This window comes from Streptococcus mitis, assembly GCF_946190065.1.
Lineage (GTDB): Bacteria > Bacillota > Bacilli > Lactobacillales > Streptococcaceae > Streptococcus > Streptococcus mitis_DE.
In genome coordinates this window covers 16,792-42,276 of record NZ_CAMHZD010000006.1, presented here as the reverse complement: position 1 = coordinate 42,276, position 25,485 = coordinate 16,792, and the positions used below count along the sequence as shown (strand labels likewise).

The following is a 25,485-nucleotide window of genomic DNA, read 5'->3' as shown; positions in this document are numbered from 1 at the left end:
CCTTCTTATAAAAATTGCTGCGGCTCATGGTCAATGCTGAGACGGAGCTCACTATTTTCCCGTTCTTGAGTCAAGGCCAAGACCTGGTTGAGGGTCGGCCCCAGCTCATCTTCTAAACGGTATTTAATTAAAATCTGGTAATGATAGAGGTTGTGGGTACGTGCGATGGGTTTGGGCGTCGGCCCAAGGATGTTACTGGTTTCAGACAAGCCTGACCTCAAAATGTTCATGACTTCATAGGCGCGTTTGACCACCTCTTCTTCTTTCTTGTGAGAAAGGGTAATACCAATCGTGAAATAGTAAGGTGGATAACCAAGTTGTCGTCTAATACCCATTTCATAGGCATAAAAGCCTTCGTAGTCCTGTTCCTTGGCAAATCGAATAGCATAGTGCTGCGGATTATAGGACTGAATCAAGACCTGACCAGCTTTTTCGGCACGACCTGCACGGCCTGCCACCTGGGTCAATAGCTGGAAAGTTCTCTCAGAAGAACGGAAATCGGGCAGATTCAAGGCCGTATCCGCATTTAGAACTCCGACTAGAGTTACATTGGGAAAATCCAAACCCTTGGCAATCATCTGAGTACCAAGCAATATGTCCGCTTCCCCTCGTCCAAACTGATCAAGCAAGGCTTGGTGACTGCCTTTCTTGCGCGTTGTATCCACATCCATGCGCAAAATGCGGGCCTGGGGAAAGAGTTCTGCTAGCTCGTCATAAGCCTTCTGTGTCCCTGTCCCATAGTAACGAATGCTGTGGCTCTTACAGTTAGGACAGACCTGAGGAATGTCTTTCGAAAAACCACAATAATGGCAGTTCATGTTCTTGGTATCCATGTGCAAGGTCAGGGAAATGTCACAGTTAGGACAAGTATCCACCGTCCCACACTCCCGACACATGACAAAGCTAGAATAACCACGGCGATTGAGCATGAGAACCACCTGCTCTTTTTTAGCCAGACGGTCTTGAATGGCTTCTAGCAAAGGAGGTGTAAAGTTTGATGTCTCGTTTTGTCCAATATAGTCCCGGAAATCAATCACTTGAACCTCAGGAATCGTAGCTAAAGGATTGGCACGTTGGGTCAGACGTAAGTGTTGATAGACGCCTTTTCCAGCCCGAGCACGGCTCTCTAAGCTCGGTGTCGCAGATCCAAGTACCAGAGCTGCTTGATTATACTGAGCCCGTAAAATAGCAACCTCTCTAGCATGGTAACGAGGATTACTATCCTGCTTATAAGTCGCTTCATGCTCCTCATCGATAATCATGACACCCAGATTTTTCAGTGGAGCAAAGATGGCAGATCTGGCACCCACAACAACTTGAGCGTCTCCACGCTCGACTTTGCGCCATTCGTCATACTTTTCACCACTGGATAGGCCTGAATGAAGAATGGCCACCTTGTCCCCAAAACGTGCTATAAAACGCTCCGTCATCTGAGGAGTCAGGGAAATCTCAGGCACCAGCAAAATAGCTGTCTTTCCCTTATCCAGGGCACCTTGGATAATCTGTAAATAAACTTCTGTTTTACCACTTCCTGTAATCCCTTGAAGGAGAAAGGGAGGCTGATGACTGCCAATCGCACTGACAACCGCATCACGCGCCCGTCTTTGTTCTGGATTCAACTTCAAAGGTCGACTTGCCTCAATGCCTTCAAAATAAGCAGCTGAGCGTTGAACTTCCTTTTGGACTATGGTCACAGCACCTTGTTCCACAAAGAAGTTGACTTGCTCCCGCGAATAGGTCTCTAACAAACTAGCCAAGGAAGCACTCTCAGGATGAGACAGCAAATAGTCTCTCAGTTCCAACTTTTTCTTGGCACGCGCAGAAATCTCAATATCTTCTAACCGCTCGACATCGACCTCGTACCAGGACTGGGTCTTGACCTTCTTTTGGTCAATCGCCTGATATTCCAGACCAAGTAAACCTTTCCTAGTCAAACGCATCATTTCTGCTTGCTTACCTAAATCTAGAGAAGAAAAGGCAAGTGAATCCTCTGAACCAAATAAGCGTTCTCGGTCTTGCTGACTCAGACCTTCCAGAGGATAGAGAATCTTGTCATAGCTAGAGTTCAGAAATCCCGGAAGCATAGCCTTAAGGATAGAGATTTTGTAAGAAAAGACAGACTTACGTAACTCCTCAGCCAGCCAGAGTTGTTCTTGCGTGAGTACAGGAGCAAAATCCAGTACCTCGGCAATATCTTTTAAATCTTGACTAGCGTCTTCTTCATCCGATTGGGACTCCAAACCAAGAACAATTCCTTGAATCAGGCGGTTGCCCTTACCAAAGGGCACATGAACCCGCATCCCAACTTCCAGCATTTCCTCAAATTCCTCAGGAATCCTGTAACTATAGGGCTGGTCCGTCTGCATCAAGGGCACATCTACGATAATCTTAGCTATAGTCATCTTCTCACCTCCTCCTTGTCAGTACATTCTTGCAATAGAAAAAATAAGATTGAGTCCCCCCAACCTTAAATTTTTTCACCATCTTCTTTTTCTTTAGCGATTTGCTCTTTGATTTTCTTTTCTTCTTCTTCTTTGCGACGTTTTTCTTCTTCGATACGGCGACGCACTGCTTCACGTTTACCTTCTGGATCTGGGTGAATTGTAACGTTCCCTGATTCGATTTCTTCTAAAGCGCGAAGAGTTGATTTTTCAGACTTGAAACCTTGAGTTGCTGGCGCACCTGCTTCCAATTCGTGGGCACGTTTTGCTTCCAAGATTACGAGTGAATATTTTGATGGAACCTTGTCGAGCAAGGTATCAATAGAGGGTTTTAACATCATTTGCTTGTACCTATTTTCTAAATTTTATCGGCTAGTTGGAGATTTTGGTAACATCTCCTGATAGTGACCAATGACACGATCCACACGGAAGTGCTCTGCTTCGATAACACGTTTGACACGCTCAGCAGCTAGGGGCACCTGATCGTTGACAATCGCATAATCATACTCACGCATGAGAGCAATTTCTTCCTTGGCTTTTTCGATTCGTTGGGCAATCACTTCTGCACTGTCTGTTCCACGACCTACCAAACGATCTTGCAATTCATCCAAATCTGGTGGTGTCAGGAAGATAAAGACAGCATCTGGAACCTTTTTCTTAACCTGAAGAGCACCCTGAACTTCAATTTCAAGGAAAACATCGATTCCCTTGTCCAAGGTTTCATTGACGTAGGTCAGAGGAGTTCCATAGTAGTTGCCGACATATTCTGCGTATTCCAACATCTGACCTTGACGAATCAGCTCTTCAAACTCTTCTCGAGTACGGAAGAAATAGTCAACACCGTCCACTTCTCCAGGACGTTGTGCGCGTGTCGTCATCGATACAGAGTATTGAAATTGGTTTTCAGAACTCTCAAAAATCTCTCTTCTAACCGTTCCTTTTCCAACCCCTGAAGGACCAGAAAAAACGATTAGTAAGCCTCGGTCTGCCATTGTGTCTCCTTTTAGTCAGTCTGTGAAATAACATTTCTCTAGAATAATGGCAAAAAGCCAGATTATCCTTTACAGTCTTTCTATCTAGTGTAACAAAAAAGCAGTAATTTTTCAACTGCTCTTTCTTATTTATTTGGCATAATCTACTGCACGAAGCTCGCGAATCACGGTTACCTTGATATTTCCTGGGTAATCGAGATTGTTTTCAATTTTCTCACGAACTTTGTGAGCCAAGATTGTGACTTTGTCGTCCTTGATTTGTCCTGGATTGACCATGATACGGATTTCACGTCCTGCTTGAAGGGCAAAGCTATTTTGTACCCCTTCAAAGCCGTTAGCAATTTCTTCCAAATCATGAAGACGCTTGATGTAGCTTTCAAGAGACTCACTACGAGCACCTGGACGAGCCGCACTCAAGGCATCTGCTGCAGCAACAATCACTGCAATCACGCTTTCTGGTTCGACATCACCGTGGTGACTAGCAATCGTATTGACAACAACTGGGTGTTCCTTGTACTTACGTGCCAATTCCGTACCGATTTCAACGTGGCTACCTTCAACCTCACGGTCAATGGCTTTCCCGATATCGTGAAGGAATCCAGCACGACGGGCAAGAGCCGCATTTTCACCAAGTTCGCTCGCCATGATACCAGCCAACTTAGCAACTTCAATCGAATGGCGTAAGACATTTTGTCCATATGAAGTACGGAACTGCAAACGTCCCATAATCTTCATCAAGTCTGGATGGAGGTTCGGCGCACCAATCTCATAGGCAGCGGCCTCACCGTATTCACGTATCTTATTGTCAATCTCTTGACGGTTTTTCTCAACCAACTCTTCAATACGAGCTGGATGAATACGACCATCTTTGAGCAACATTTCCATAGTCATACGGGCAATCTCACGGCGAATCGGGTCAAAACCTGACAAGGTCACCACTTCTGGCGTATCGTCGATAATCACATCAACCCCTGTCAAACTTTCAAAGGTACGAATGTTACGACCTTCACGACCAATAATACGTCCCTTCATAGTATCGTCTGGCAGGTGAACCGTTGAGTTTGTTGACTCCGCTACATATTCACCAGCGATACGTTGCATAGCTTGAACCAGGATATCCTTGGCCATTTTATCAGAACGTTCCTTGACCTCTTGCTCAGCTTCGCGAATACGGCTAGCAATCTCCTTGGTCAAGTTTTCCTCTGTCTGTGCCAAGATAATATCTCGTGCTTCTGCCTGAGACAGAGCACCAATACGCTCTAGTTCTGCTTCTTTTTGTCTTTCGACTTCCTCTAATTGCTCTTCACGCGCATCAAGGTTTTTCGCTCTATCAGAAATACTTTGTTCTTTTTGTTCAAGTGTTTGTTCTTTACTCGTCAAATTGTCGTCCTTACGATCAAGGCTAGCAGCTCTCTCTGTCAAACGACTTTCGATTTGTTTGAGTTCTTGACGTTCTGATTTGAATTCAGCGTCCACTTCTTCACGGTATTTTCTGGCTTCTTCTTTGGCCTCCAATAGTGCTTCTTTTTTAAGAGACTTACTTTCACGTTTGGCTTCATTAACAAGTAAATCCGCTTCACGCTCAGCTTGTCCACGTAAATTAGTTGCTTCTTGTTCAGCATTTAAAAGCATCAACTCTGCAGCTTCCTGAGATGATTTCATCTTGGCTGAGATGCTGACATATCCAATGACTAAACCAATGATGACGGCAAAAACAGCAATCGCAAGCGACATGATTTCCATGTTTTTACCTCATTTTATTGTTATTCCGAATGACATACATTCTTTTACATTCTACCATAAAAAAGTGATTTTCACAAACCTAAAATAGAATATGTTTTGGGGAATTTAGGGCACAATCACTAAAATAAACTTGTTATTTAAAAAGCCTACTTCGCAGTAGACTTAGTAATGATCTTTAAAGGACAAGAAAGCCACGCTATCTCCATCCATCATATAAATCAAGCGATTTTCTGCATCAATACGACGTGACCATGCTCCTTGGTAGTCATACTTGAGTGGTTCTGGTTTACCAATTCCTGTAAATGGATCGCGTTGAATATCCTTGATTAGTTTGTTGATTCGTTTTAGGGTTTTCTTATCCTGATTTTGCCAGTAGCAATAATCAGCCCAGGCATCTTCTGTAAACTTGAGCAGCATTTCTCACTCCTCAATAACATGGACCTGAGTACTTCCAGCACGGACTTGAGCCATTCCTCGCAAAACCTTATCAGAAAGTTCCTTATTTTGAGCAATTCTCAGGGTTTCCTGAATACTATCCCACTCACTCTTTGAAAGTACTACAATGTCCTCGTCTGGATTTTTATTGACCACCGTCAAAGGCTCAAATTCATCATTTACCTTCTTCATGTAGTCTTTTAAATGATTTCGGAATGTTGAGTAAAGAACTGCTTCCATAACCATACCTCGTTTTACCTCTTTTCCACTATTATACACGAAAAGAAAGAAATTGTCAGGAACTTGTACAAGATTTTCTTTTCTATCTATTTATACTCAATGAAAATCAAAGAGCAAACTAGGAAACTAGCCGCAGGCTGTACTTGAGTACGGCAAGGCGACGTTGACGTGGTTTGAATTTGATTTTCGAAGAGTATTATTCGTAAAAAATCTCAAAAAGCCCACCTTTCGGTAGACTTAGTTTGATTCTATTCTAATCGGCACTCTTCCAAAATTCTGCTCTGCTATACTTGGATTTCCTAGTTGGTAAATCTGGTCTGCCTTTTGGGTCATGCTATCCCAGGCTTCTTTACCAATTCGGCTGACTAGATTGACCTGCCCTTTCAGAGATTTAAGATGCTGTCTGCCTTTTTCAGTAAAGCCAAGGACATGAATCCCTTCTGGCAAGTCACTTTCTCTAGCCTGCATCAAAATATAGGTCAATAGGCGTCTGACACGCGCCTTGGTATATCGTTTGGTCGCAACCGCCTCGACTAATTCTTCTACAGACTGTGCTGGTTTAATAGCCTCTTTAATGCGCACAGCCATTTCTTGATTGACCTGATAGATGGTAGTTAGGTCGGGATTTGACAAGATTTGATAGCGTAGCAAGGGAAAATAGTCATCCCAGCTCACCTTACTGGCCTGCTCAAAGAGAGCAACAGAAGGCATAAAGCGTTCTAAGAAATCTTGGTCTGATTGGTGCTGACGGATGGCTGTTGCTGAGGCAAAGTCCACATCCTTGTCCACAGAATGGTAACCAGCGCCCTTACGCTGAATCGGATGCAGTTTGATGTTGTGTCCCGCAACTGCTTTGGCATAGGCGAGAGCAAGGACATGATTGGGCGTATTGCCAGAAAAATCAAGACCAGCAAATTCCTTCCACATAGCTTGGGTTTTCTGGGGATAAGAGAGAGAATCTGGTAGATTATCCACAAATTTCTCCATCTCAGCACCTTTCTCTGTGTATAAGTCAGCGATTTTTTGATAATCCAGAACTTCCTCCGTCCCAAAGGCTAAGGTATCAATCCCCAACTGGGCTAAGATATCCACAGCTCCTTGGCCAAAGAAATCTGCCGCCTGAACACTGACTAAAAAGGGCAATTCTACTACCAAATCTGCGCCATTTTCCAACGCCATATGAGTTCGTGTCCACTTGTCCACAATAGCAGGTTCTCCACGCTGCATGAAATTTCCTGACATAGCCACGATTTTCAGTCCCTCGGCCTGATCCAGCAGGTATTTGTGTCCATTATGAAAAGGATTAAACTCCGCGATAATACCTGTGATGGTCATGATAATCTCCTACTTCTGCGCGACAAAAAACCAACGGGTACTTGTCTCTGTCGGCTCCTTGTCCTCAAAGTCTGCATAGAGTTTGAAAGACTTAAATCCAGCCTGCTCCAGCAAAATATCATAGGTCAAGACCTCATAGGTTCGCTCCTCATGCACTTCATCGTGGCGACTAAAGGAACCATCCGCTTCCTTGACAAAGAAAGTCAACTCATGAACGATAGAGTGAGGCGCCGCATCCTCATAGGTATCCCATAGCATGGCGAAATCTTCTGCATTTTCATGATAAGAATAGCCTGGAAAAACTTCGTCTGTCTGGTAGGTCGAATGCACATCAAAGATGAAAACTCCATCTTCATTAAGGGCATTATACACTTCCTTAAAAACATCCCCTACTTCCACCTCATCCTGCATGTAGCAGATAGAGTCCGAATAACAAGTGACAAAGTCGTATTGACCTACCTTGGACAAATCCAACATATTGCCTTCAATAAAATCAATCTTTTGTTTGGCTGAAGCCGCTCTCTTCTCCGCAATCTTCAGCATATCTGCGCTCAAGTCAAGTCCAGTCACATCAAAACCAGCTTGAGAAAAGCGTACAGACTGGATGCCTGTCCCACAAGCCAATTCCAAGAGTTTTTTTCTCTCCTTTGTCTTAGGCAAATGACCCAGAGAAAAATCCGTCCATTTATCATATAAACTATCGTCCATGACCGCATCATAGACCGCCGCAAAGGTTTCATAAGTTGCCATAATCATGATACCAAGAGCCTCCATGGCAAACACCACTCGCCCTATACCTTTCTATCCATTTTTTCTAAAATAAGCAAAGAAACCCAGTTGGCTACAACTGAGTTCGTCTTCTAAGCAAGAGCTTCTGAAATATCTACTGACTCCGCCTCATGCCATAGCTTTTCTAAGTTATAGTGGGCACGCATTTCTTCTGAGAAGATATGCACAACAACCCCACCGAGGTCTAACAAGACCCAGCCTCCAGCTGCATCGCCTTCGACATGGCTTCCTTTAAAACCTGCTTCCGCTACTTTTTCACGGATATTGTCAGCGATAGCGTCCAACTGACGGCTATTCATTGAGCTAGTGATCACAAAGTAGTCTGTCACGCTGGTCAAATCTTGTACATCAAGTGCCAGGATATCCTCCGCACGTTTCTCATCAGCCGCTTTCACGACTAGTTCTAGTAATTCTTTTTCGTTCATTTAGTCCTCTTTCTAGAAAAGATGTTTGTAATCTAGGACATCTGCAAAGCGACCCTCCCAAATGCCCTCATAAAATTCATTTATCGTTACTGCTGGAATGTCTTTCCCATCAAAGGTTGTGACAGCACCTTCTGGAATAATAAGCTGATAGCCATATTCAAAGGCAACCTTGACAGAGGTATCCACACAATATTCTGTCTGCATACCACATAAAACTAATTTTTCAATCCCCTGTTTATCCAAGTATTCTTTTAAACCAGTTTCTTTGAAAATACTGTTATACTTCTTCTGAAAGACCTTTTCATCAGATTTTCGATTTAAAAGCGCAGATAACTGCCAATCTTCTGATGTTTGAGCTTCAGGATTCTCAATATGTTGAACATAGATAATTTCAATATTCTTACTTCTAGCCTGGTTTTGTAAATAAGAAATTTTTTCCAATAGACTATTTGTCTGAAAACCGGTTTCCACTAAAATATTCTGAACATCAATGATTATAAAAGCCGTCTTCATTTAGTCCTCTTTCAAATAGTGCACAAAGGCGTTATAGGTTTCAAGGGTTTGGGGATAGATGGGGAATCCCTGATGAGCTAGATGCTCCACGGTTCGAGCTGTTTCGTAGGCCACCGCCTTATTAAGCGATAGACTTGCAATCTCACGCGCTACATCCACTCCAGGAAAGGCTCGATTATGCTCTATATAGTCTGCGACGTAGATAACCTTATCAAAATCAGTCATCTGGTCAGCCCCGACTGTATGGATTTCAATAGCTCGCAGGATTTCTGGATCATGCAAATCCAAGTCTTCCTGAATCTTGTAAATGCCAACCATACCATGCCAGACATTATTGCCCCAATTTTTGAGGTCAGAATCTAGTTGATAACGGTCAATCAAGTCCAAAAATTCCTGATCTGACAGCTTTTTTGCATAGTCATGAAGAAGGCCGGCTAGTCCTGCTTTCTCGGCATCGATTCCAAATCGCTGAGCCAGTTCTATGGCTGCACGCTCCACACCCAAGCAATGGGTTAACCGTTTCTCGGGTAGAAGCTCTGCCATTTTTTCCAACAAAGCCTCACGAGAGCAGTTGATATAGTCTTGATAAGACATCAGTAGAGCCCCTCCTTCTCGATGTAGTCTAACACTGGCTGAGGTAGGAGAAAATTAGGTTTCCGACCTTGGGCAAGGAAGTCACGCACCATGCTGGACGAGATATCCATGAGAGGCACATCCACCCAGATAACTGGATAGGAAGTCCCTGCCTTGTAGCGTGGGCGCTGAACTCCCACAAACTGAACCATATCAACTAACTCATCAATTCTATACCACTTAGGTAGGTAATCAACCATGTCGGCCCCGATGATAAAGTAATAATCTGTATCTGGATTCTTCTCAGTTAGAAGCTTCATGGTGTCGTAGGTGTAAGAAATACCCTTGCGCTCCAACTCAATGGTTTCAATAGCTAGGCCTTCAATCCCCTCAATCGCCAACTCAAGCATCTTGAGACGATGGTGTTCAGGGATGGTTTCCTTTTTATCTACATGAGGAGGTTGGTATTCAGGCATGAGCAGAACCTGGTCCAGCCCCAACTGTTGTCTTACTTGATCCGCAACAATCAGATGGGCATTGTGAACAGGGTTAAAATTCCCCCCTAAAATCCCGACTTGTTTACGTTTTTTCTCCTTGATTTCTGGCTCCAACTCTACCTTGGTAAAGGGAGTCAATAGTTCGATTGCCATAGGCTAGTCTCCTTTATTTCTCTGTAAAAACAGTTATTTGGAGTAGATTTCCTAGATTTCTTTGACTTTTTTAGAAATCTTGCGATTTTCTTTCTTGCTGGATTGTTTAAACAAAATCAAGATGCGTCCGATTTTTTGGACTGTATCCACACCGATTTCTTCTTCCAAAATTTCAGCTACTTCGTGGATATTTTCATCTGTGTTTTGCAAAAGAGTAACCTTGATCAATTCGCGTGCATCAAGAGCTTGGCGAACGCTGGTTTTAATTTGGTCGTTGAGTCCATTTTTCCCGATTTGGATGATGGGTTTTAGGGTGTGTGCCTGACTGTTGAGGAAGGCACGTTGTTTTGATGTTAATGACATAATTTCTTTAAAAGAGTTTCTTTTTATACTTTTCTAAAGTGGTGGCGGACGTCAGCAAAGTCCTTTGGACTTTCATGACTAAAATTTGAGCCTAAGGTCTCAAATTTTCCGCAGTTGGTACAATCACTTGTACCAACTAACACCACGGCGAAAAGTATTCTCTACGGGCTCGCAGGACTCGCCCGAATCTAGATAACTCTTTCCTTTCTGTGTTTAAATAATGGCTTTTCGTGGGACGACGGCGACGCCTTCTGGTGCCCAAACGGCGACTTTGGCTGTGCCTGTTACGCGGATCCAGCCGAGTCCAGAGATGACTAGGTCTGTCTTTTCCTTAATGTTAAATACATGCTGAACTAGTTTTGGAAAATCTTCTTTTTCCTTACTATTTGGTGGTGTCAGAAGGGTTCCGACGTGCTTATCGTAGAAAGCACTAGCGCCTTCAAGCTTAGTACGATGAAGTTTCAATTCGTTGTCAAAAAAGGCTGTGAATCCTTGCTTTTCACCCGCAATGAAGTCAAAGCGTCCTAGACCGCCTAGAAACAGGGTTTGTTCAGGATTGAGCTGATAGGTCTTAGGCTTGATTTCCTTTTTGGGGCTGACATACTTGAGGTTTTTGGCCGTCAAGTAGTGGGCCATCTGGTGACGGTGGATGATTCCTGGCGTATCGTAGATATAAGATCCGTCGTCAAGCGGAATCTCAATCTTATCCAAGGTTGTCCCTGGGAAACGCGAAGTCGTGATGACATTTTGATCACCCGTGATTTCTTGAATAATAGCATTGATTAGGGTTGATTTTCCAACGTTGGTCACACCGACCACATAGACATCGCGACCCTTACGGTAGTGTTCAATCTTGTCAATGACTTCCTTGATGGCATGTTTGTTTTGGGCTGAAGTTAGGACGACATCCACAGGACGAAGCCCTTCTTCGTGGGCACGTTCCATGAGCCACTGGCTAATCTTGCCTGGTTTAACAGACTTGGGCAAGATATCTTTTTTATTTCCCACCAAGAGGACATCATTGCCCGAGACAAAACGTGGCAAACCTGGGATGACAGAGCCATTAAAATCAAAGATATCAATGACATTGACCACTAAGGCATCACTGTCTCCCACCTCGTGCAAGAGCTTGAGGAAATCATCGTCCGTCAACTGGACATCCGTGATCTCATTATAGTGGCGGAGACGGAAACAACGTTGGCAATAGACTTCGCCAGTCTCCAAACCTTTTTCAAGTGCCGACTGGGGGGTAAATCCAAGACCAGCCTTGTCTGTCGTCTGAATGGTTGCTCCACAACCAATACAGAGAATTTCTTCCATAGTTAAATTCCTTTTTTATATGTGATCGGTCCGTACTTTTCAGTGATTTTTCGCATGACATGACGCTCACGAGCTCGGTTAATCTGCGTTTTGATTGAGTCATGTTTGACCAAGGGTTTGACTAAAATCGAGCGAATACCAGCACGGTGGGCTGCTCGAATATCGGTCATGAGCTGGTCACCAACCATGACTACTTCACTTTTCTCATAGTGAAATTCCTTCATGGCACGATCAATCCCAAATGTGAAGGGCTTCAGAGCCCAATAAACGTAATCAATTCCAAACTTCTCAACTGCTCGTCGGACCCGTTTTTTGGTGTTATTTGATACCACGATGATGCGAATGCCCGCGTCCCGAAGATCATGTAGCCATTGCTTCATCTCTGGCGTCCCATCAGGGTTGTTCCAAGCAATGAGGGTATTGTCCAAATCGACCAAAACAGCCTTGATTCCCTGCGCCTGCAGGCTTGGAACTGTCAGATCATAAACTGCTTCCACAGCAAAATCTGGCATGTAATTTTCAATCGACATTCCGGCTCCTTTTCTTAACTTTTTTTCGCAATTTTCCTTAATAACAATGACAAAACAATCCACAACCCAGCACTGGCTAAACTAATGTAGAGCCAAGCATGGGGCTCATCTGTTAAAGGTAGGGGAACATTCATTCCGAAAAAGCCTGTCACGACTGCCAAAACCGCTAGCAAGACTGAGATGATAGTCAAGGTTGTCAAATTATCATTCAGGTTGTTGTTTAGGATGTTATTGTAAGATGCTGATAGTTGTTGGAGGACCTGAGAAATCAAGTCTGTCATGGATACCAGCTGATGAGCCTCAATCATAGCATCATCAAACTGTTCTCTCTCAATCTCGTTAAAACTGCGATAGAGGGCATGCCCTTGAATATGCTCCAGCAACATGCGATTTTGCTTGGCAGCCGCAGTGAGGTAAACCATACCAGTCTCCAAGTCGGAAAGGGCAAAGAGGTTTTTCTTGGTCGTCCTCTGGCGCAAGAGACCATTGACTTCATCCTTACTCTTGTCCATCTGTTCGATGACAGGATAGTAGGCATTGCTGATGATTTCCAGACTAGCAAAGAGAAACTTGTAAATCGAAAGCGTGTCATGACTCTCCAGATAACGGGTCATCTGTTCAATGACATAGGCGTTCTTAGTATTACTAATGGTAATTAGGCGACGATGTTCTACGATAAAGGTCATGGGAAAGGCTTCGTAGTATGCCTTATCCTTTTTCAAGTTCAAGACATTGTAGATAAAGGTCACAGTCCCATTTTCACGGTGATAATCCATATGGGCGCGCTCATTTCTATCCAGTGCGTATTCAATGGTTTCCTTATCCAAACCGTAGATTTCAGAAAGGTCCTCTAGTTTTTTCAACTTGTCCAAATCTAGGTTAATCCAGGCGCAACCATTGCCCAACTGTTTTTCTAAAAACATCTTCTCTCCTTTACCAAACTCTTTCTATTGTACCATAAATCTGCTAAAATTTCAGGCCTGGTCTGTCCGAGAGAAATTGCTGACAACGGTGATATTCCGATTGGGAACGAAGTGCAGAACCTGGTCTTCTCCTCTGAGTTGCGTCGTCCGAATGCCGACACTGACAACCTTGCCCGATACAGTAATAGGACCATTTGTCAGAACAACCTCATCTCCCACATCCAATTGACGTTCAAAGAGGATGAAAAAGCCATTGATAACATCAGACAGAAAACCTTGAGCTCCCATCCCAATAGCTACCCCAGCAATCCCAGCACCTGCCAGCAAACTAGAAACTGGCAAACCCAAAATAGACAAGATACAGTAAAGTAAAAAGAAATAGAGGGTATAATTAAACACATTCTCTAATAAACGTGAGATGGTTTTCTGACGCCCGACATCATGATGAGACATTTTTAGAGAAGGTTTGACAATTCTCTGAACCATTGTATGAAGCAGTTTTTTAGCTATGTAGAATAGCAAAAATAAAAATAACAGAGAAAGTACCTTGGTTAAGATATTTTCAATAATCGTTGTTATATCAAGCTTATTGAGGTAGGTTTGAATAAATTCTTTCATAGAAAACTCCTTTCATTTATTATACCATACTTTCACAAGTGATGAATCTCCATAAATATTCAAAAATAATAGCAAAAATAGACAGAAAATTCTTGATTTTAGTTCATATTTATACTATAATCATAAACATTACACAACTAAGGAGGTTGTTATGAAAAAAATCATTCATGCTTGGAATAAGGCAAGCCTAATCAAAAGGATTTTGATTGGTATGCTTGTTGGAGGAATCCTAGGACTGACACTTCCTAACATTTCAGGAATTGGTCTACTCGGAGATCTCTTTGTTGGCGGTCTAAAAGCCATCGCACCTATTCTAGTCTTTGCCCTCGTTGCTAACGCCCTTTCCCAACATCAAAAGGGACAAGATAGCAACATAAAAACGGTTATCTTCCTTTACTTGGTAGGAACCTTTGCAGCGGCACTTGTTGCTGTCTTAGCAAGTTTCATTGTCCCTGTTGAGATTACCTTAAATAGTGCCAATACAGAAATCGCACCACCAGATGGAATTGGCCAGGTCCTCAGCAATCTCTTGCTCAAACTGGTTGACAATCCAATCAATGCCCTCGTTACTGCTAACTACATCGGTATCTTATCTTGGGCAGTTGTTTTCGGTATTGCTATGAGAGAGGCCAGCAAAAATAGTAAAGAATTGCTGAAAACCATGGCTGATGTGACTTCTAAGATTGTCGAATGGATCATCAACCTAGCTCCATTTGGAATCCTTGGCCTTGTCTTCAAAACCATCTCTGATAAGGGAATCGGCAGTCTCGCAAACTACGGTATTTTACTAGGATTATTGGTTACAACCATGTTCTTTGTAGCTCTGGTTGTTAATCCACTAATTGCCTTCCTCTTTATGAAGAGAAATCCTTACCCTCTCGTTTGGAAATGTTTGCGTGTCAGCGGTGTGACAGCCTTCTTCACTCGTAGTTCTGCGGCTAACATCCCTGTCAACATGAAACTTTGCCATGACCTTGGACTCAACCCAGATACCTATTCCGTTTCTATCCCACTGGGTTCTACTATCAACATGGCAGGGGCAGCAATTACTATTAACGTTTTGACCCTTGCTGCAGTAAATACTTTGGGAATCCCTGTTGACTTTGCGACAGCCTTTGTTCTTAGTGTAGTAGCAGCTATCTCTGCCTGTGGTGCTTCTGGTATTGCGGGCGGTTCCCTCCTTCTTATCCCAGTTGCTTGTAGCCTTTTTGGGATTTCTAACGATATTGCCATGCAAGTTGTTGGGGTTGGATTTGTGATTGGAGTTATCCAAGACTCATGTGAAACAGCCCTCAACTCTTCTACAGACGTCCTCTTTACCGCCGTTGCCGAATACGCAGCAGCCCGTAAAAAATAACTCATAAAGGCAAGCCTGCTCAGGTCTTGTCTTTTCCGCTTTTATACTAACCTACTAGGAAATCCATATGTCTATTAGCCAACGTACGACAAAACTCATCTTAGCTACCTGTCTTGCCTACCTTCTTGCTTATTTTCTCAATCTCTCCTCAGCTGTCTCGGCTGGGATCATCGCCCTCTTGAGCCTATCCGATACTCGTAGAAGTACCTTAAAACTGGCCCGCAATCGACTCTTTTCCATGCTCCTAGCTCTAGCTATCGGTGTTCTGGCTTTTCATTTGAGCGGATTTCATATCTGGAGCCTTGGCCTCTATCTAGCCCTTTATGTGCCTCTAGCCTACAAAATGGGCTGGGAAATTGGTATCACACCAAGTAGCGTTTTAGTTAGCCATCTCTTGGTGCAAAAATCAACCTCTCCAGACCTTCTAGTCAATGAATTCCTTCTCTTCGCTATCGGTACAGGATTTGCCTTGCTTGTCAATCTCTACATGCCTTCACGAGAAGCCAAAATTCATCACTACCACACATTGGTAGAAGAAAAGTTAAAAGATATCCTCCAGCGCTTCAAATATTATTTATCCAAGGGAGACGGACGCAACCGAGCACAGCTGGTAGAGGAATTAGACACCCTTTTGGAAGAAGCCCTCAGACTGGTCTATCTAGATCACTCTGACCACCTCTTTCACCAGACCGACTATCATATCCACTATTTTGAGATGAGACAGCGACAAAGTCGTATCCTGCGAAATATGGCCCAACAAATCAACACCTGTCACCTAGCTGCCAGTGAAAGCCTGATTTTGGCCCAACTCTTTTCAAAAATTGCTGGGCAACTGAGCCAGACCAATCCTGCTTCTGATTTACTAGATGAAATCGAACGCTATCTGGAAGTCTTCCGTAACCGCAGTCTGCCCAAGACAAGAGAAGAATTTGAAACCCGTGCCACCCTCCTTCAACTCCTACGTGAAGCCAAAACCTTTATCCAAGTAAAAGTTGACTTTTATCAAAAATATGGACAGTAAAAAAGAAAACTTCAGACCAATCACAAAAGGTGAATATCTGAAGTTTTCTTTTATTTGTAAGTTATCACCATAAAGGTTAATAGTAAAACGAATAAGGCCAAACTCACCAATAAAGTAAGAACCTTGACCAAGGTATTGCTCTGCCAGTAGCTTGGTTTACCAATATTACTGGTCGCATCCATGGAAAATAGTTGATTTTGACGAGGTTGTATGGTTACCAATACAATCAAAGCAAGAGAGAGGACAATAGCTAAAACAATCAGTATGTCAATCATAAGCCTACCTCAAAATTCCTAGCAGTGTAAAGAGTAAACCAATCAGAATCATTAAACCCAAGATGAGTGAAAAAGTTTTACTAATCTTTTCCCCTCGGGTTTCTTTTTCTTTCTTGATAGGTTTTTGTTTCAACTCTTCCATACGACCTTCAACGTCTTTGTAAAATAAATCTTCCTCTGACATGTTAGCCTCCTAAAACAGTTTGCATGGTTTCCTGATATCGCACCAAGTCAACATAGTTTGCATGTTGTCCTTGTTTGCCAAGTGCCTGACGCATTTGATCAACATCTGAAAGAGCCAGTTTAATTGTCTCAACCAAAGCAGGAACCTCACTACTTTCAAATAGATGGTCTGGAGCGATATAGAGTCTATTATGGACCGTCTGATTGAAGCCCAGAATCAAAAGATTATGCTCAAAGGCCTGACGCACTGCCTGCAATAACTCATTACTATGGTTTATATCCAAGTAAATATCCGACAGTTGATACAGCTCCTGAATCTTCTGTGGACTAGCGTTCTGGTAAAGGACCACATTAGGATAGCGAAGCATGTCTAAGAGCTTAGAAGACATCTCTGTCACCGCTGCGATACGGAAAGTAACATCAGGCAAGGCTTCTACGATTGATTCTACTTGCTCAATCTGATCTGAATTAGTCAAGATTAAGGCATCTCGTCTTAGGAAATTATCCCGTTTAAACTGATAATGGTAACCCAAGTGCACAAACTGATCATGGTATTTCTCATCAGTCAACTCTAAAGCACGCTCATAAGTCGCTTTGTTTGGAATGATAATCTTCTTAGTACGCACATCATCGCTTTCCAAAATCAACTGCATATTGCCTGGAATGGCATCATAGAGAGGTTCCTGCCACACCAAAACATCTGAGCCAGATTTATCTGGATGATGGAAGGAAACCAAGAAAGGAGTCGCTAGAGTATTAAAAACAATCTGATGCTTATCTAGCCCCAAATCTTGCAAAAAGAAAGTGATAAATTCTACTCGATTGGCAAAGTAACGCATGGATTGATCAGGTAAGGTCAATAAGATATCACCTGTCACATGGTTTTCCAGTAAAACTTCCTGACCATTGACATCTTGGTAAACCGTCATGATCGGCTCACTATCAGCACTATAGGTCGTTGTCGCAAAGCAAGCACCAAAACGATTATAATGATCAACCTGGCGTACTCTTCCTTCCAAGTCTTTCCAATCTATCTGTTTAACCAATCGAGCCTGCATTCCCTCAGCATAATGAATAACGGCTCTCTCCTCTATCATATCTTCAATACGAGCAGACTGATTATTTCCTGAAATTTCCCAAAAAGCTGGAACAGGGACTTGGTTAAAATAAAGAGGTTTTCCCTTTTCATAACCTAGATAATAGGTAAAAGGGGATACCAGACCATCAGGCAGAAAACCATCTGCATCGATGACTACTCCAAGATGAGAAAGACAAGTAGCCACGAGACTTTCATGTAAATCTCGACTTTCCTGACTATAACGATCATAAAGTTCAATCATGGAGCACCTCCTCTACTGTTTTCTTCCACTTTTCTAAAATTTCTTCGGTTAAGAAGCCTTCTGCAATCTGGTAAGAATGGGCACGCATATCCGCCAAACGATTTTCTTGATACAGTTGACAAATCTTAGCTGCATAAGCTTGCTTGATTTGATCCTCCACATGGTCAGATGAAATTGGAATCAGATAACCATTTTGCCCATCTTCTATAAAGGTCTGATTCCCATAAGGCACATCAAAACCAATTAGAGGAAGGCCTGAACCAATAGCTTCCATCAAGGTCAAACCAAATCCTTCACTGGTAGAAGCCGTCAAATAGACCTCATACTGGCTATAAATCTGCGAAAGTTCCGCATGTCCTTTGAGTTGGATATAATCCTCTGCCTTATGAGTAGCAATAATGTCTCGAAGAAGAGCGTCTTCTCCACCGCTACCATAGATATCAAAGGTTAATTCAGGGATTTCCTTGCGCGCCTCAATGACTGCCTTGACTAACCAATCAATGTGTTTTTCTTTGGCAAGACGTGAAGCGGTAATCAAAGAAAATGGCTTACGTCCCTGACTTGACTCGGTCAAGGAATCAATACTACCTACAGGAATGGTAACAACCTTTGGTCGGTGATGTGTATATTTAGCAAATTGCTCTTGCAACACTTCATTCTGTCTATCAGTTGATACGATAAAGAAATCAACCTTATCTGCATTGGTAAACTGATAGTCATAATAGTTGTTCCAAAGGATATAGTCCTCATTTGTAGCATTTTCACTATAATGTTCCGCATGGACAACTACCGCTAGATGCGCTACCTGCGCTTCCTCAAACACAACCTGACCAATGCCTGTCTCCCTATCAAGAATGACCAAATCAGACTTGTTCAAATTCAAGGATTTCATAAAAGCACGCATGAAAGCTTGCTTTCCATAGAAAATCTTATCCTTAAAACGATAAACTTCTTCCTTGCCTTGATTCATCAAGATATCATAGGCTGGAGTCCCGTTTTCATTGTAAAAAGTTCGTTGGTATAGGACTGCAACATTGTCCTTGGGAGCAAAATACTCGCTACAATAACGCGTATAAGAAAAGTAATCCTTACGAATCAGTTTTCCTTTAAAGACATACTCTGCATGTTGAACCAAGTCCTTACTCTCATCCACCAAATAACAGGTGACAAACTTATCTTGGTCAGAAAAGAAGATACGTAAAACCTTGCCATTTTTTTCTCTGTGACTTTCAACGCCACCAAAGTAAGCCAAGACATCATCCACTGTCACGCTAGCCGGTGCAATCTTGATGTCTGTAAAATGATTATAAAGCCAAATCACTTGATCATCATCAAAACCAATATTGGCTGTTAAGTGCTGAATATTATCAGCTAAAATCATATCTGTAAAGATAAACTTAGAGGACAGATTTAATTTCCGAAAAACACCAGCACGGTAGGCTTGGGCGTATTCAACACCACTACTAGCCCATCCAAGTCCTAAATTTATATTGTAAATTGTCATATTTTCCTCTTTTTATGGGAAATGAGTCATAATCTCACCCTTAGGAGTAACTTCAACCAGGCCCATCAGGAGATTACGCACCATATCCGCACGGATTTGTTCTTTCATAGCTTCAAAGCCCGCGTAGGCTTCTTGATAATACTCTACGATCGGGTTTTTCTGACTAGCAGACTGACCACCGATAGCCATAGATAACTGTTGTAGATAGTCTACCTGCTCTACCCAGTTATCATCGATAGCCTTGAGCATAGAAAGTCGTAAAAACTGTTCATACAGACCATGTTGATCAAGTAATTCTTTCTTTGCAGAAAGTTCTTTATCAATCACCTGCTTCATAAAGCTACGAACTGCAGTCTTGTCAGTCACATCTATATGATCTGGAACTTCTTTAATATGAAAACTAATATTGGTCACAATGAAGTGGAAGAGTAGCTCTCGGCTTTCATAGTCTGAAGAAGTCACTTGATCTATGTAGCTAGCAATGATTTCCTCCACAACATCTTCTAAGTCGCGAGAGCCATCTATTAGACGATTACGCTCCTTGTAAATCAAATCTCGTTGAATATTCATACTCTCAGCATATTCTAGAGTCTGACGGCGTGCCGAACGTCCAGCACTATCACTAGCATGCTGAGCCTTTTCGACTAGCTTCCGATATTTACGACCTTTCAGTACTTCCGGTTGAGTCATATCTTGAACCTGATAGTCTTTATACTTTTTATGCACCCAAGATGGACCAAATTTCTTAATAACATCATCTTCCAGAGATACAAAAAACTTACTCATACCTGGATCTCCCTGACGGCCAGAACGGCCACGAATTTGCAGGTCAATCCGTTGGCTTTCCATCCGCTCAGTCCCAATAACAATCAAGCCCCCAAGTTCTGCAACTCCCTTACCAAGCTTGATATCCGTACCACGTCCTGCCATGGAGGTAGCCACTGTCACAGCTCCCATTTGACCTGACTCGGAGATAATCTGAGCCTCACGCGCCGCATTATTAGCATTTAAAACATTATGGGCAATTCCCTCTCGAAGCAAGAGTGACGAATAAAGTTGAGACATTTCAACTGAGCCTACAAAAACGAGTAAGGGATTCCCCTTAGCATGGTATTCTTTGATGTATTCTAAAGACGCATAAACTTTCTCTGGTAAAGTCACATAGAGATTATCTGGATAATCAATCCGTTGTCTAGGACGGTTGGTTGGAATGCGTACTACAGACATATTGTAGGTTTCAATAAACTCTTTTTCTGCAACCTTACCTGTCCCTGTCATACCAGATATCTTATTAAACATTTTAAAAAGACTCTGATAGGTGATAGAAGCCATGGCCCGTGTTTCTGGAGATAATTTGACATGTTCCTTGGCTTCAATTGCCTGATGGAGACCTCCCTGTAGTTTAGTCATCTCCATCAGACGACCAGTTCCCTTATCCACCAGCACCATTTCATCCCCACGGATGACATAGTCTTTATCTTTAGTAAAAAGTTTATGGGCTCGAATCGCATAAACTAAATGACGAGCAAAAACCGCATGTTCTTCCTTGTAAAAATGATCTATTCCTAAGAAGCTTTCAGCAGCCTTAGCCCCTTTGGTAGTGAGCCAGACCTCATCCTTTTCCTCCTTAAAAATATAGTCCTCCCCTTCTACCAAAGTCGTTACCAGCGTATCAATAATACGGTAGTGATTAGACTGAACACGGGGAGAACCCGCAATAATCAACGGAGTTTGTGCACTATCCAGCAAGATATCATCAATTTCATCAATAATGACATAGTTAAAAGGTCGCAAAAACTTACCTTCTTCATTCGAAGCCAGATTATCATTTAGGTAATCAAAACCTAAATTACTATTGGTTGTATAGATGATATCCGAAGCATAGATACGTTTCTTTTCTTCAGCTTTCATTTCCTTTTTGGAATCCCCTGTAAATGGGACCCCTATAGTCAAACTTAGGAAACGATAAACTTGGCCCATTTCCTCTGCATCCCGCTTTGCTAGATACTCATTAGGCGTAACAACCATCACTCCTTCTCCTGAAAGAGCGTTCAAATAGACCGGCATGGTGGCTGTTAGAGTTTTCCCTTCCCCTGTGTTCATCTCAGCAACATTTCCGTAGTGCATGACAATAGCTCCCATGACCTGAACATCATAGGGAAACATCCCTAAAATCCGCTTGTCTGCTTCACGCACCACAGCAAAAGCTTCTACCAATAGGTCATCAAGAGTTGCTCCCTCAACAAGACGTTGGCGAAACTCCACTGTTTTTGCCGCTAGTTCCTGGTCTGATAGAGACTCCATCTTTTCTTTAAGGGCATTAATCTTTTTTAAAATCCTTTTGACTTTCCGCAACTGAAAATTTTGATATATACCTTTAAACACGATTCGTCTCCTTAATAGAAAAAGAATAAAAATCCAAGGACTCAAAACCAGCACTTAAAAGGGAGACTTGGTAGGTATAGGTATCATCAGGATAGGTAAAATCAAAGACTTTCATCTTTTCAATTTTCTCTTCAATCACATCCCCATATCTATCAAAAAATGCAATCTTTGTATAGACTCCATTTGTAGGATGGCATTCAAAATTCATGCATAATTGATAATCCTGTTTTCTTTTAAGCAAAGGAAGACTGGGCTGAGTTCTAAAGGCTTGATAGTTCACATTAGAAAACCATGTTTTGAGAATCTCGCCAGATGGCAATAGAGGATTATACAGACGAACACTTTTGTCAGGATAATAAGATACAGTTGATCCGTACATATACGTTTCTCCTACTTCCACCCAATTAATTTCTTGTCTTTGTTTAATGATCATTGACTACCTCTTCCAAAATCTGATTTCAAAATCATACGGTAAAAATGTAGAAACCAAGCAATATTGGTGTTTGAATCATCATTGTGTCGTCCATCCGTACCTTTAGATAAAATCTTAGCCCCTGTATAACAAAGATATTCTACTAACTGATCGTAGGCTTTACTGTCCATATCTTCATCCTTCATATAGGAAAGACCGAAAGTTGTCTGGGTAAAATCAGCCTTTTTAAAAGCATTCCAAAAACGTTGATCCAAATCTTCCATATGATGAGAACTAACTCCACCAGTCTGATGTCTCAGAACATCAAATCCTGTATTAAATACGCCTGGTGCCTCTAAACGTCCTCGTCTTGCAATAGTCCCAATATTAGCTAATGGCTTCCCGACAATAACTGCAGGTGGTTCAAAAGCGGCTGCATAATAGAGAGACGGAAAAGTTCCCATGGAAAGACCAGATAAAATCAAATCTTTAGATGTCAAACCAAGATAATCCAAATAGTATTGAATGGTTTCCTTAATCTTATTCTCTAATTCTTGACTACCAAGGTAAAAGGCTCCACCTTGAATACGAGGATCTGAGAACAGAAGAAAAGGACATCCTAAATCTTTCATCATCCAATATCCCTCGAATCCCTCGGCAAGACGAAAACCTGAAAAATAAACAGCTAAAGGGGGCTTGAAATCACCCGGATGGAAAAAGTAGTTAATTTCATCACGCTTACTATCATGTAGGATATTCCCACCTAAAACAAACTTCCCAAACTGTTTACGACTCCAGCGCTGATGAAGACTACCAATCTTTAAAATTCCCTGACCTCGTGCTTCTACAGATATGGCGAGATAGCAATCTCCCTCTTTATTTTCCATAATGAGTGCTTGCTCTAGGTCATTTTCAGTCACTAGGATTTCTTCAAAAATTCCATCAACAGACCCACTCCATATCTTATGAATGACCAATCGTAACTCACAATTACCTTGTTTTTCATACTCCAGCCACAACTCAATAGGAAGATTTTTACTAACCACAATGTTGTATGACCAATAAGCAAGCTGGGAAAAAGTATCACCAAAATCCCCTTCTAAAGCCAAATATTCAAATCCTTGATAAGAAATAGAACCTTCAAAATCGGGATGAATCTTAATAGTAAAAGGATTTACTTTATCCCCATATCCCCCACCAAAGAGTGAAGTTGATAAATCATTGAGTAATTCCTGAGGGGCCGAAAAATCTACAGCCTGAGCACACCGCTTTTTTAAGCAATCAAGAATACCCAAATCTGTCGTTTGAAAATCTTGACTATAAAGTAGAGTATAAGGTTCGATATGGTGTACAAAATGCATTAAATCTCTTATATACTGACCATCCTCTACCAAGATTGCATGAAAATTTGTGATACTATCCATTTCCATCATTTTACGGAGGGCTAGCGGTGAATTAGGGCAAAAATAATACCAATCCATATTTTCAGGAATTTCATAATAATGAGCCCAATTATCAATTCCTATCTGTAGGATTTTATAATCCTTTGACATCTGTAACCTCCTCAATCCAGTGATGCAACTTATCTAAAAATCGTTGACCAGTATGTTCCTTGATTTTATCAATAGAGTATACTAGAGCTTGATTCCACTCTTTTAGTCTATCTGTATAGTAATGTGCAGCCTTGGAAAATTCTGTCACATCTGAAATCAAATAACCATTTTTCAAATGTTCCACATAGACAGTTTCAACTAGGTTGATTTGAGGAATTCCTGCACTAATACCAGCTATCTGAGTATAGAGGTGGGGTTGTTTATTCAAATCCACAATCAAACGGACAAATTCTAGTGTTTTTATCAAATCTAACTCATCATTCATATTGACAAACTGAAAACGCATTTCCTGCTCTTGGTTTTCTTCTAAAGGATTTTCTGCCCCACCGTAGTCTATTCCTTTTTCTAAACTATCCGTATAGATTTGTTCCTGAATGATTTCATTTACAAGGCTTTCCACTTCCTCCATCTGTTCCCGACTAGCAGAAAAGGCTCCAAAAATGACCTCAGTATCTTTATTTTCAGCGACAAAGTCCAAGACTTGAAGTAGAACTTGCTTATCAATCCCCTGCTCAAAATCCAGTTGATAGTAAATTATTGATTCTTTTCGAGTCTGACTTCGACCGAGTCGTAAACGCGTATCAAAAGGAGAGAGATGATAAAATTTATCTGATAGTTTAGGATATAGTTCCTGCAAGAGTTGTAAACTATCCTCTCTATCCACTAGGACTAGGTCTGCTTGTTCAAATGATGAAGCTAAGTCTTTAAAACTAGCTTGAGAATTCCGATTAATGAAAAGACCCAAAATTTTAGCAGTGTCACTTGGTAAGCAACTGAAGATAAATTGGTCATGATGAGGATGAGAAGGAATGATAAAAATATCCTGTTTTTTCTTTTGCTTTTGCAGATATTTATCAAAATATTCTGTGACTAGTTGACTCATATCAGTATAGTGAAGCTGTTTAAAACGATAACCAAATATTGGATTTACCTCTACTCGTCCTTCCTCGTTTAAATGCTCCCTAAATCTCCAGATACCTTTAGAATCTAAATATTCTTGATATGTAGGCTGACCATTATCAAAATAAATGACACTCGATACAAAACCACGATCATCCATGATGTAGTGCTTACTCATCTGTCCATCGAAATCAAAATATTGGATCTCACTAATAAAGCCTTCTACGCCATGTTCTACCTTTGCATACTTTTTACCATTTTTTTGAACTACTATTGCAAATGGACTATACAGAAACTGGCAATCACTATCCCACTCTATATCTCTCAAATTGAGAACCTGGGTGTGGGGGTCTTGCAAATCTTGCATGTCATCAAAGATAGAATAAACTTCTGTCTCTAAGACACCATGTCTATGTAAAAAATAACGTAAATGTGGCTGATAGGCTAATACTAATAGTCGAGATGCTATCTCTTGTCTTTGAAAAAGCCTAATTTGATTAAAAGTATCATCAAATTCAAGTTTAAAGTGAGAATGGTACCACGGAGTCAAATCAGCGTGCCATTGACGATTGGAACCATACCAAGCTGGTATAAAATAATACATA

Annotated in this window: 27 protein-coding genes; 2 read left to right on the top strand and 25 right to left on the bottom strand. The window is 41.7% G+C overall.

Going from position 1 to position 25,485, the window contains the following annotated elements; translation table 11 throughout:
- Positions 1-5 precede the first annotated feature (5 nt).
- The 17 genes from OCF96_RS04150 to OCF96_RS04070 form a co-directional block, all read right to left on the bottom strand.
- Positions 6-2,402: a primosomal protein N' gene (locus OCF96_RS04150; protein WP_261446508.1), complete on the bottom strand. Its 2,397-nt coding sequence runs from the start codon at positions 2,400-2,402 to the stop codon at positions 6-8.
- Positions 2,403-2,467: 65 nt separating this feature from the next.
- Positions 2,468-2,782 (bottom strand): DNA-directed RNA polymerase subunit omega, encoded by a 315-nt coding sequence (rpoZ, locus tag OCF96_RS04145; protein WP_000979235.1) that lies wholly within the window; start codon positions 2,780-2,782, stop codon positions 2,468-2,470.
- Between the two features lie 24 nt (positions 2,783-2,806).
- Positions 2,807-3,433, bottom strand: a complete 627-nt coding sequence (gmk, locus tag OCF96_RS04140; protein ID WP_000775040.1) for a guanylate kinase — start codon at positions 3,431-3,433, stop codon at positions 2,807-2,809.
- A 129-nt stretch (positions 3,434-3,562) separates the two neighbouring features.
- The gene (locus OCF96_RS04135) at positions 3,563-5,176 is read right to left on the bottom strand and encodes a ribonuclease Y (RefSeq protein ID WP_261446505.1); all 1,614 of its coding nucleotides are present in this window, start codon (positions 5,174-5,176) and stop codon (positions 3,563-3,565) included.
- Between the two features lie 162 nt (positions 5,177-5,338).
- Positions 5,339-5,593, bottom strand: coding sequence for a Txe/YoeB family addiction module toxin (locus OCF96_RS04130; protein ID WP_000924721.1), 255 nt, complete (start codon positions 5,591-5,593; stop codon positions 5,339-5,341).
- Positions 5,594-5,596: 3 nt separating this feature from the next.
- The gene (locus OCF96_RS04125) at positions 5,597-5,851 is read right to left on the bottom strand and encodes a type II toxin-antitoxin system Phd/YefM family antitoxin (protein WP_000388572.1); all 255 of its coding nucleotides are present in this window, start codon (positions 5,849-5,851) and stop codon (positions 5,597-5,599) included.
- A 237-nt stretch (positions 5,852-6,088) separates the two neighbouring features.
- The gene (locus OCF96_RS04120) at positions 6,089-7,186 is read right to left on the bottom strand and encodes a nucleotidyltransferase (protein ID WP_261446502.1); all 1,098 of its coding nucleotides are present in this window, start codon (positions 7,184-7,186) and stop codon (positions 6,089-6,091) included.
- A gap of 9 nt (positions 7,187-7,195) precedes the next feature.
- Entirely contained in the window at positions 7,196-7,936 is a 741-nt protein-coding gene (locus OCF96_RS04115) for a class I SAM-dependent DNA methyltransferase (protein ID WP_282185564.1), read from the bottom strand.
- 110 nt (positions 7,937-8,046) lie between these two features.
- Entirely contained in the window at positions 8,047-8,400 is a 354-nt protein-coding gene (rsfS, locus tag OCF96_RS04110) for a ribosome silencing factor (RefSeq protein WP_001003007.1), read from the bottom strand.
- Between the two features lie 12 nt (positions 8,401-8,412).
- Positions 8,413-8,913 (bottom strand): cysteine hydrolase family protein, encoded by a 501-nt coding sequence (locus tag OCF96_RS04105; protein WP_261446500.1) that lies wholly within the window; start codon positions 8,911-8,913, stop codon positions 8,413-8,415.
- Positions 8,914-9,507 carry a bis(5'-nucleosyl)-tetraphosphatase (symmetrical) YqeK gene (yqeK, locus tag OCF96_RS04100; protein ID WP_261446499.1) on the bottom strand — a complete coding sequence of 198 codons (594 nt, stop codon included), beginning with the start codon at positions 9,505-9,507 and terminating at the stop codon, positions 8,914-8,916. It abuts the gene before it with no gap.
- The gene (locus OCF96_RS04095) at positions 9,507-10,136 is read right to left on the bottom strand and encodes a nicotinate-nucleotide adenylyltransferase (RefSeq protein ID WP_045612187.1); all 630 of its coding nucleotides are present in this window, start codon (positions 10,134-10,136) and stop codon (positions 9,507-9,509) included. Before OCF96_RS04095 ends, yqeK begins: the two co-directional genes overlap by 1 nt.
- A 51-nt stretch (positions 10,137-10,187) precedes the next feature.
- Positions 10,188-10,499: a ribosome assembly RNA-binding protein YhbY gene (yhbY, locus tag OCF96_RS04090; RefSeq protein WP_000060169.1), complete on the bottom strand. Its 312-nt coding sequence runs from the start codon at positions 10,497-10,499 to the stop codon at positions 10,188-10,190.
- Positions 10,500-10,712: 213 nt separating this feature from the next.
- Positions 10,713-11,819, bottom strand: a complete 1,107-nt coding sequence (gene yqeH / locus OCF96_RS04085) for a ribosome biogenesis GTPase YqeH (RefSeq protein ID WP_261446495.1) — start codon at positions 11,817-11,819, stop codon at positions 10,713-10,715.
- Positions 11,820-11,821: 2 nt separating this feature from the next.
- Positions 11,822-12,349, bottom strand: a complete 528-nt coding sequence (locus OCF96_RS04080) for a YqeG family HAD IIIA-type phosphatase (RefSeq protein WP_261446493.1) — start codon at positions 12,347-12,349, stop codon at positions 11,822-11,824.
- A 14-nt stretch (positions 12,350-12,363) separates the two neighbouring features.
- Entirely contained in the window at positions 12,364-13,272 is a 909-nt protein-coding gene (locus tag OCF96_RS04075) for a magnesium transporter CorA family protein (RefSeq protein WP_120769845.1), read from the bottom strand.
- 51 nt (positions 13,273-13,323) lie between these two features.
- Entirely contained in the window at positions 13,324-13,890 is a 567-nt protein-coding gene (locus tag OCF96_RS04070; RefSeq protein WP_261446491.1) for a mechanosensitive ion channel family protein, read from the bottom strand.
- A 151-nt stretch (positions 13,891-14,041) separates the two neighbouring features.
- Between OCF96_RS04070 and sstT the strand changes: the two genes are divergently transcribed.
- Together sstT and OCF96_RS04060 are read left to right on the top strand one after the other, a co-directional pair.
- Complete coding sequence (gene sstT / locus OCF96_RS04065) at positions 14,042-15,247, top strand: serine/threonine transporter SstT (protein WP_261446490.1); 1,206 nt, start codon at positions 14,042-14,044, stop codon at positions 15,245-15,247.
- Positions 15,248-15,314: 67 nt separating this feature from the next.
- Positions 15,315-16,268, top strand: a complete 954-nt coding sequence (locus tag OCF96_RS04060; protein ID WP_261446489.1) for an aromatic acid exporter family protein — start codon at positions 15,315-15,317, stop codon at positions 16,266-16,268.
- 50 nt (positions 16,269-16,318) lie between these two features.
- On the opposite strand, the gene asp5 is transcribed toward OCF96_RS04060, so the two are convergent.
- Genes asp5 through asp1 form a run of 8 tightly spaced genes read right to left on the bottom strand, consistent with a single transcriptional unit; the run spans position 16,319 to position 25,484 of the window.
- Positions 16,319-16,543, bottom strand: coding sequence for an accessory Sec system protein Asp5 (gene asp5 / locus OCF96_RS04055; protein WP_000565445.1), 225 nt, complete (start codon positions 16,541-16,543; stop codon positions 16,319-16,321).
- Positions 16,544-16,547: 4 nt separating this feature from the next.
- A complete protein-coding gene (gene asp4, locus OCF96_RS04050; RefSeq protein WP_094753148.1) occupies positions 16,548-16,727 on the bottom strand; it encodes an accessory Sec system protein Asp4 in 180 nt (59 codons plus the stop codon).
- 1 nt (position 16,728) lies between these two features.
- A complete protein-coding gene (gtfB, locus tag OCF96_RS04045; RefSeq protein WP_261446486.1) occupies positions 16,729-18,066 on the bottom strand; it encodes an accessory Sec system glycosylation chaperone GtfB in 1,338 nt (445 codons plus the stop codon).
- Positions 18,059-19,570 carry an accessory Sec system glycosyltransferase GtfA gene (gene gtfA, locus OCF96_RS04040; RefSeq protein WP_261446485.1) on the bottom strand — a complete coding sequence of 504 codons (1,512 nt, stop codon included), beginning with the start codon at positions 19,568-19,570 and terminating at the stop codon, positions 18,059-18,061. Before gtfA ends, gtfB begins: the two co-directional genes overlap by 8 nt.
- Positions 19,571-19,582: 12 nt before the next feature.
- Positions 19,583-21,955 (bottom strand): accessory Sec system translocase SecA2, encoded by a 2,373-nt coding sequence (secA2, locus tag OCF96_RS04035; protein WP_261016740.1) that lies wholly within the window; start codon positions 21,953-21,955, stop codon positions 19,583-19,585.
- Positions 21,948-22,388 carry an accessory Sec system protein Asp3 gene (gene asp3 / locus OCF96_RS04030; RefSeq protein ID WP_261446484.1) on the bottom strand — a complete coding sequence of 147 codons (441 nt, stop codon included), beginning with the start codon at positions 22,386-22,388 and terminating at the stop codon, positions 21,948-21,950. The genes secA2 and asp3 overlap by 8 nt, the downstream gene beginning before the upstream one ends.
- Positions 22,385-23,920, bottom strand: a complete 1,536-nt coding sequence (gene asp2 / locus OCF96_RS04025) for an accessory Sec system protein Asp2 (RefSeq protein ID WP_261446483.1) — start codon at positions 23,918-23,920, stop codon at positions 22,385-22,387. The genes asp3 and asp2 overlap by 4 nt, the downstream gene beginning before the upstream one ends.
- Complete coding sequence (asp1, locus tag OCF96_RS04020; RefSeq protein ID WP_261446482.1) at positions 23,904-25,484, bottom strand: accessory Sec system protein Asp1; 1,581 nt, start codon at positions 25,482-25,484, stop codon at positions 23,904-23,906. Before asp1 ends, asp2 begins: the two co-directional genes overlap by 17 nt.
- Position 25,485: the final 1 nt, after the last annotated feature.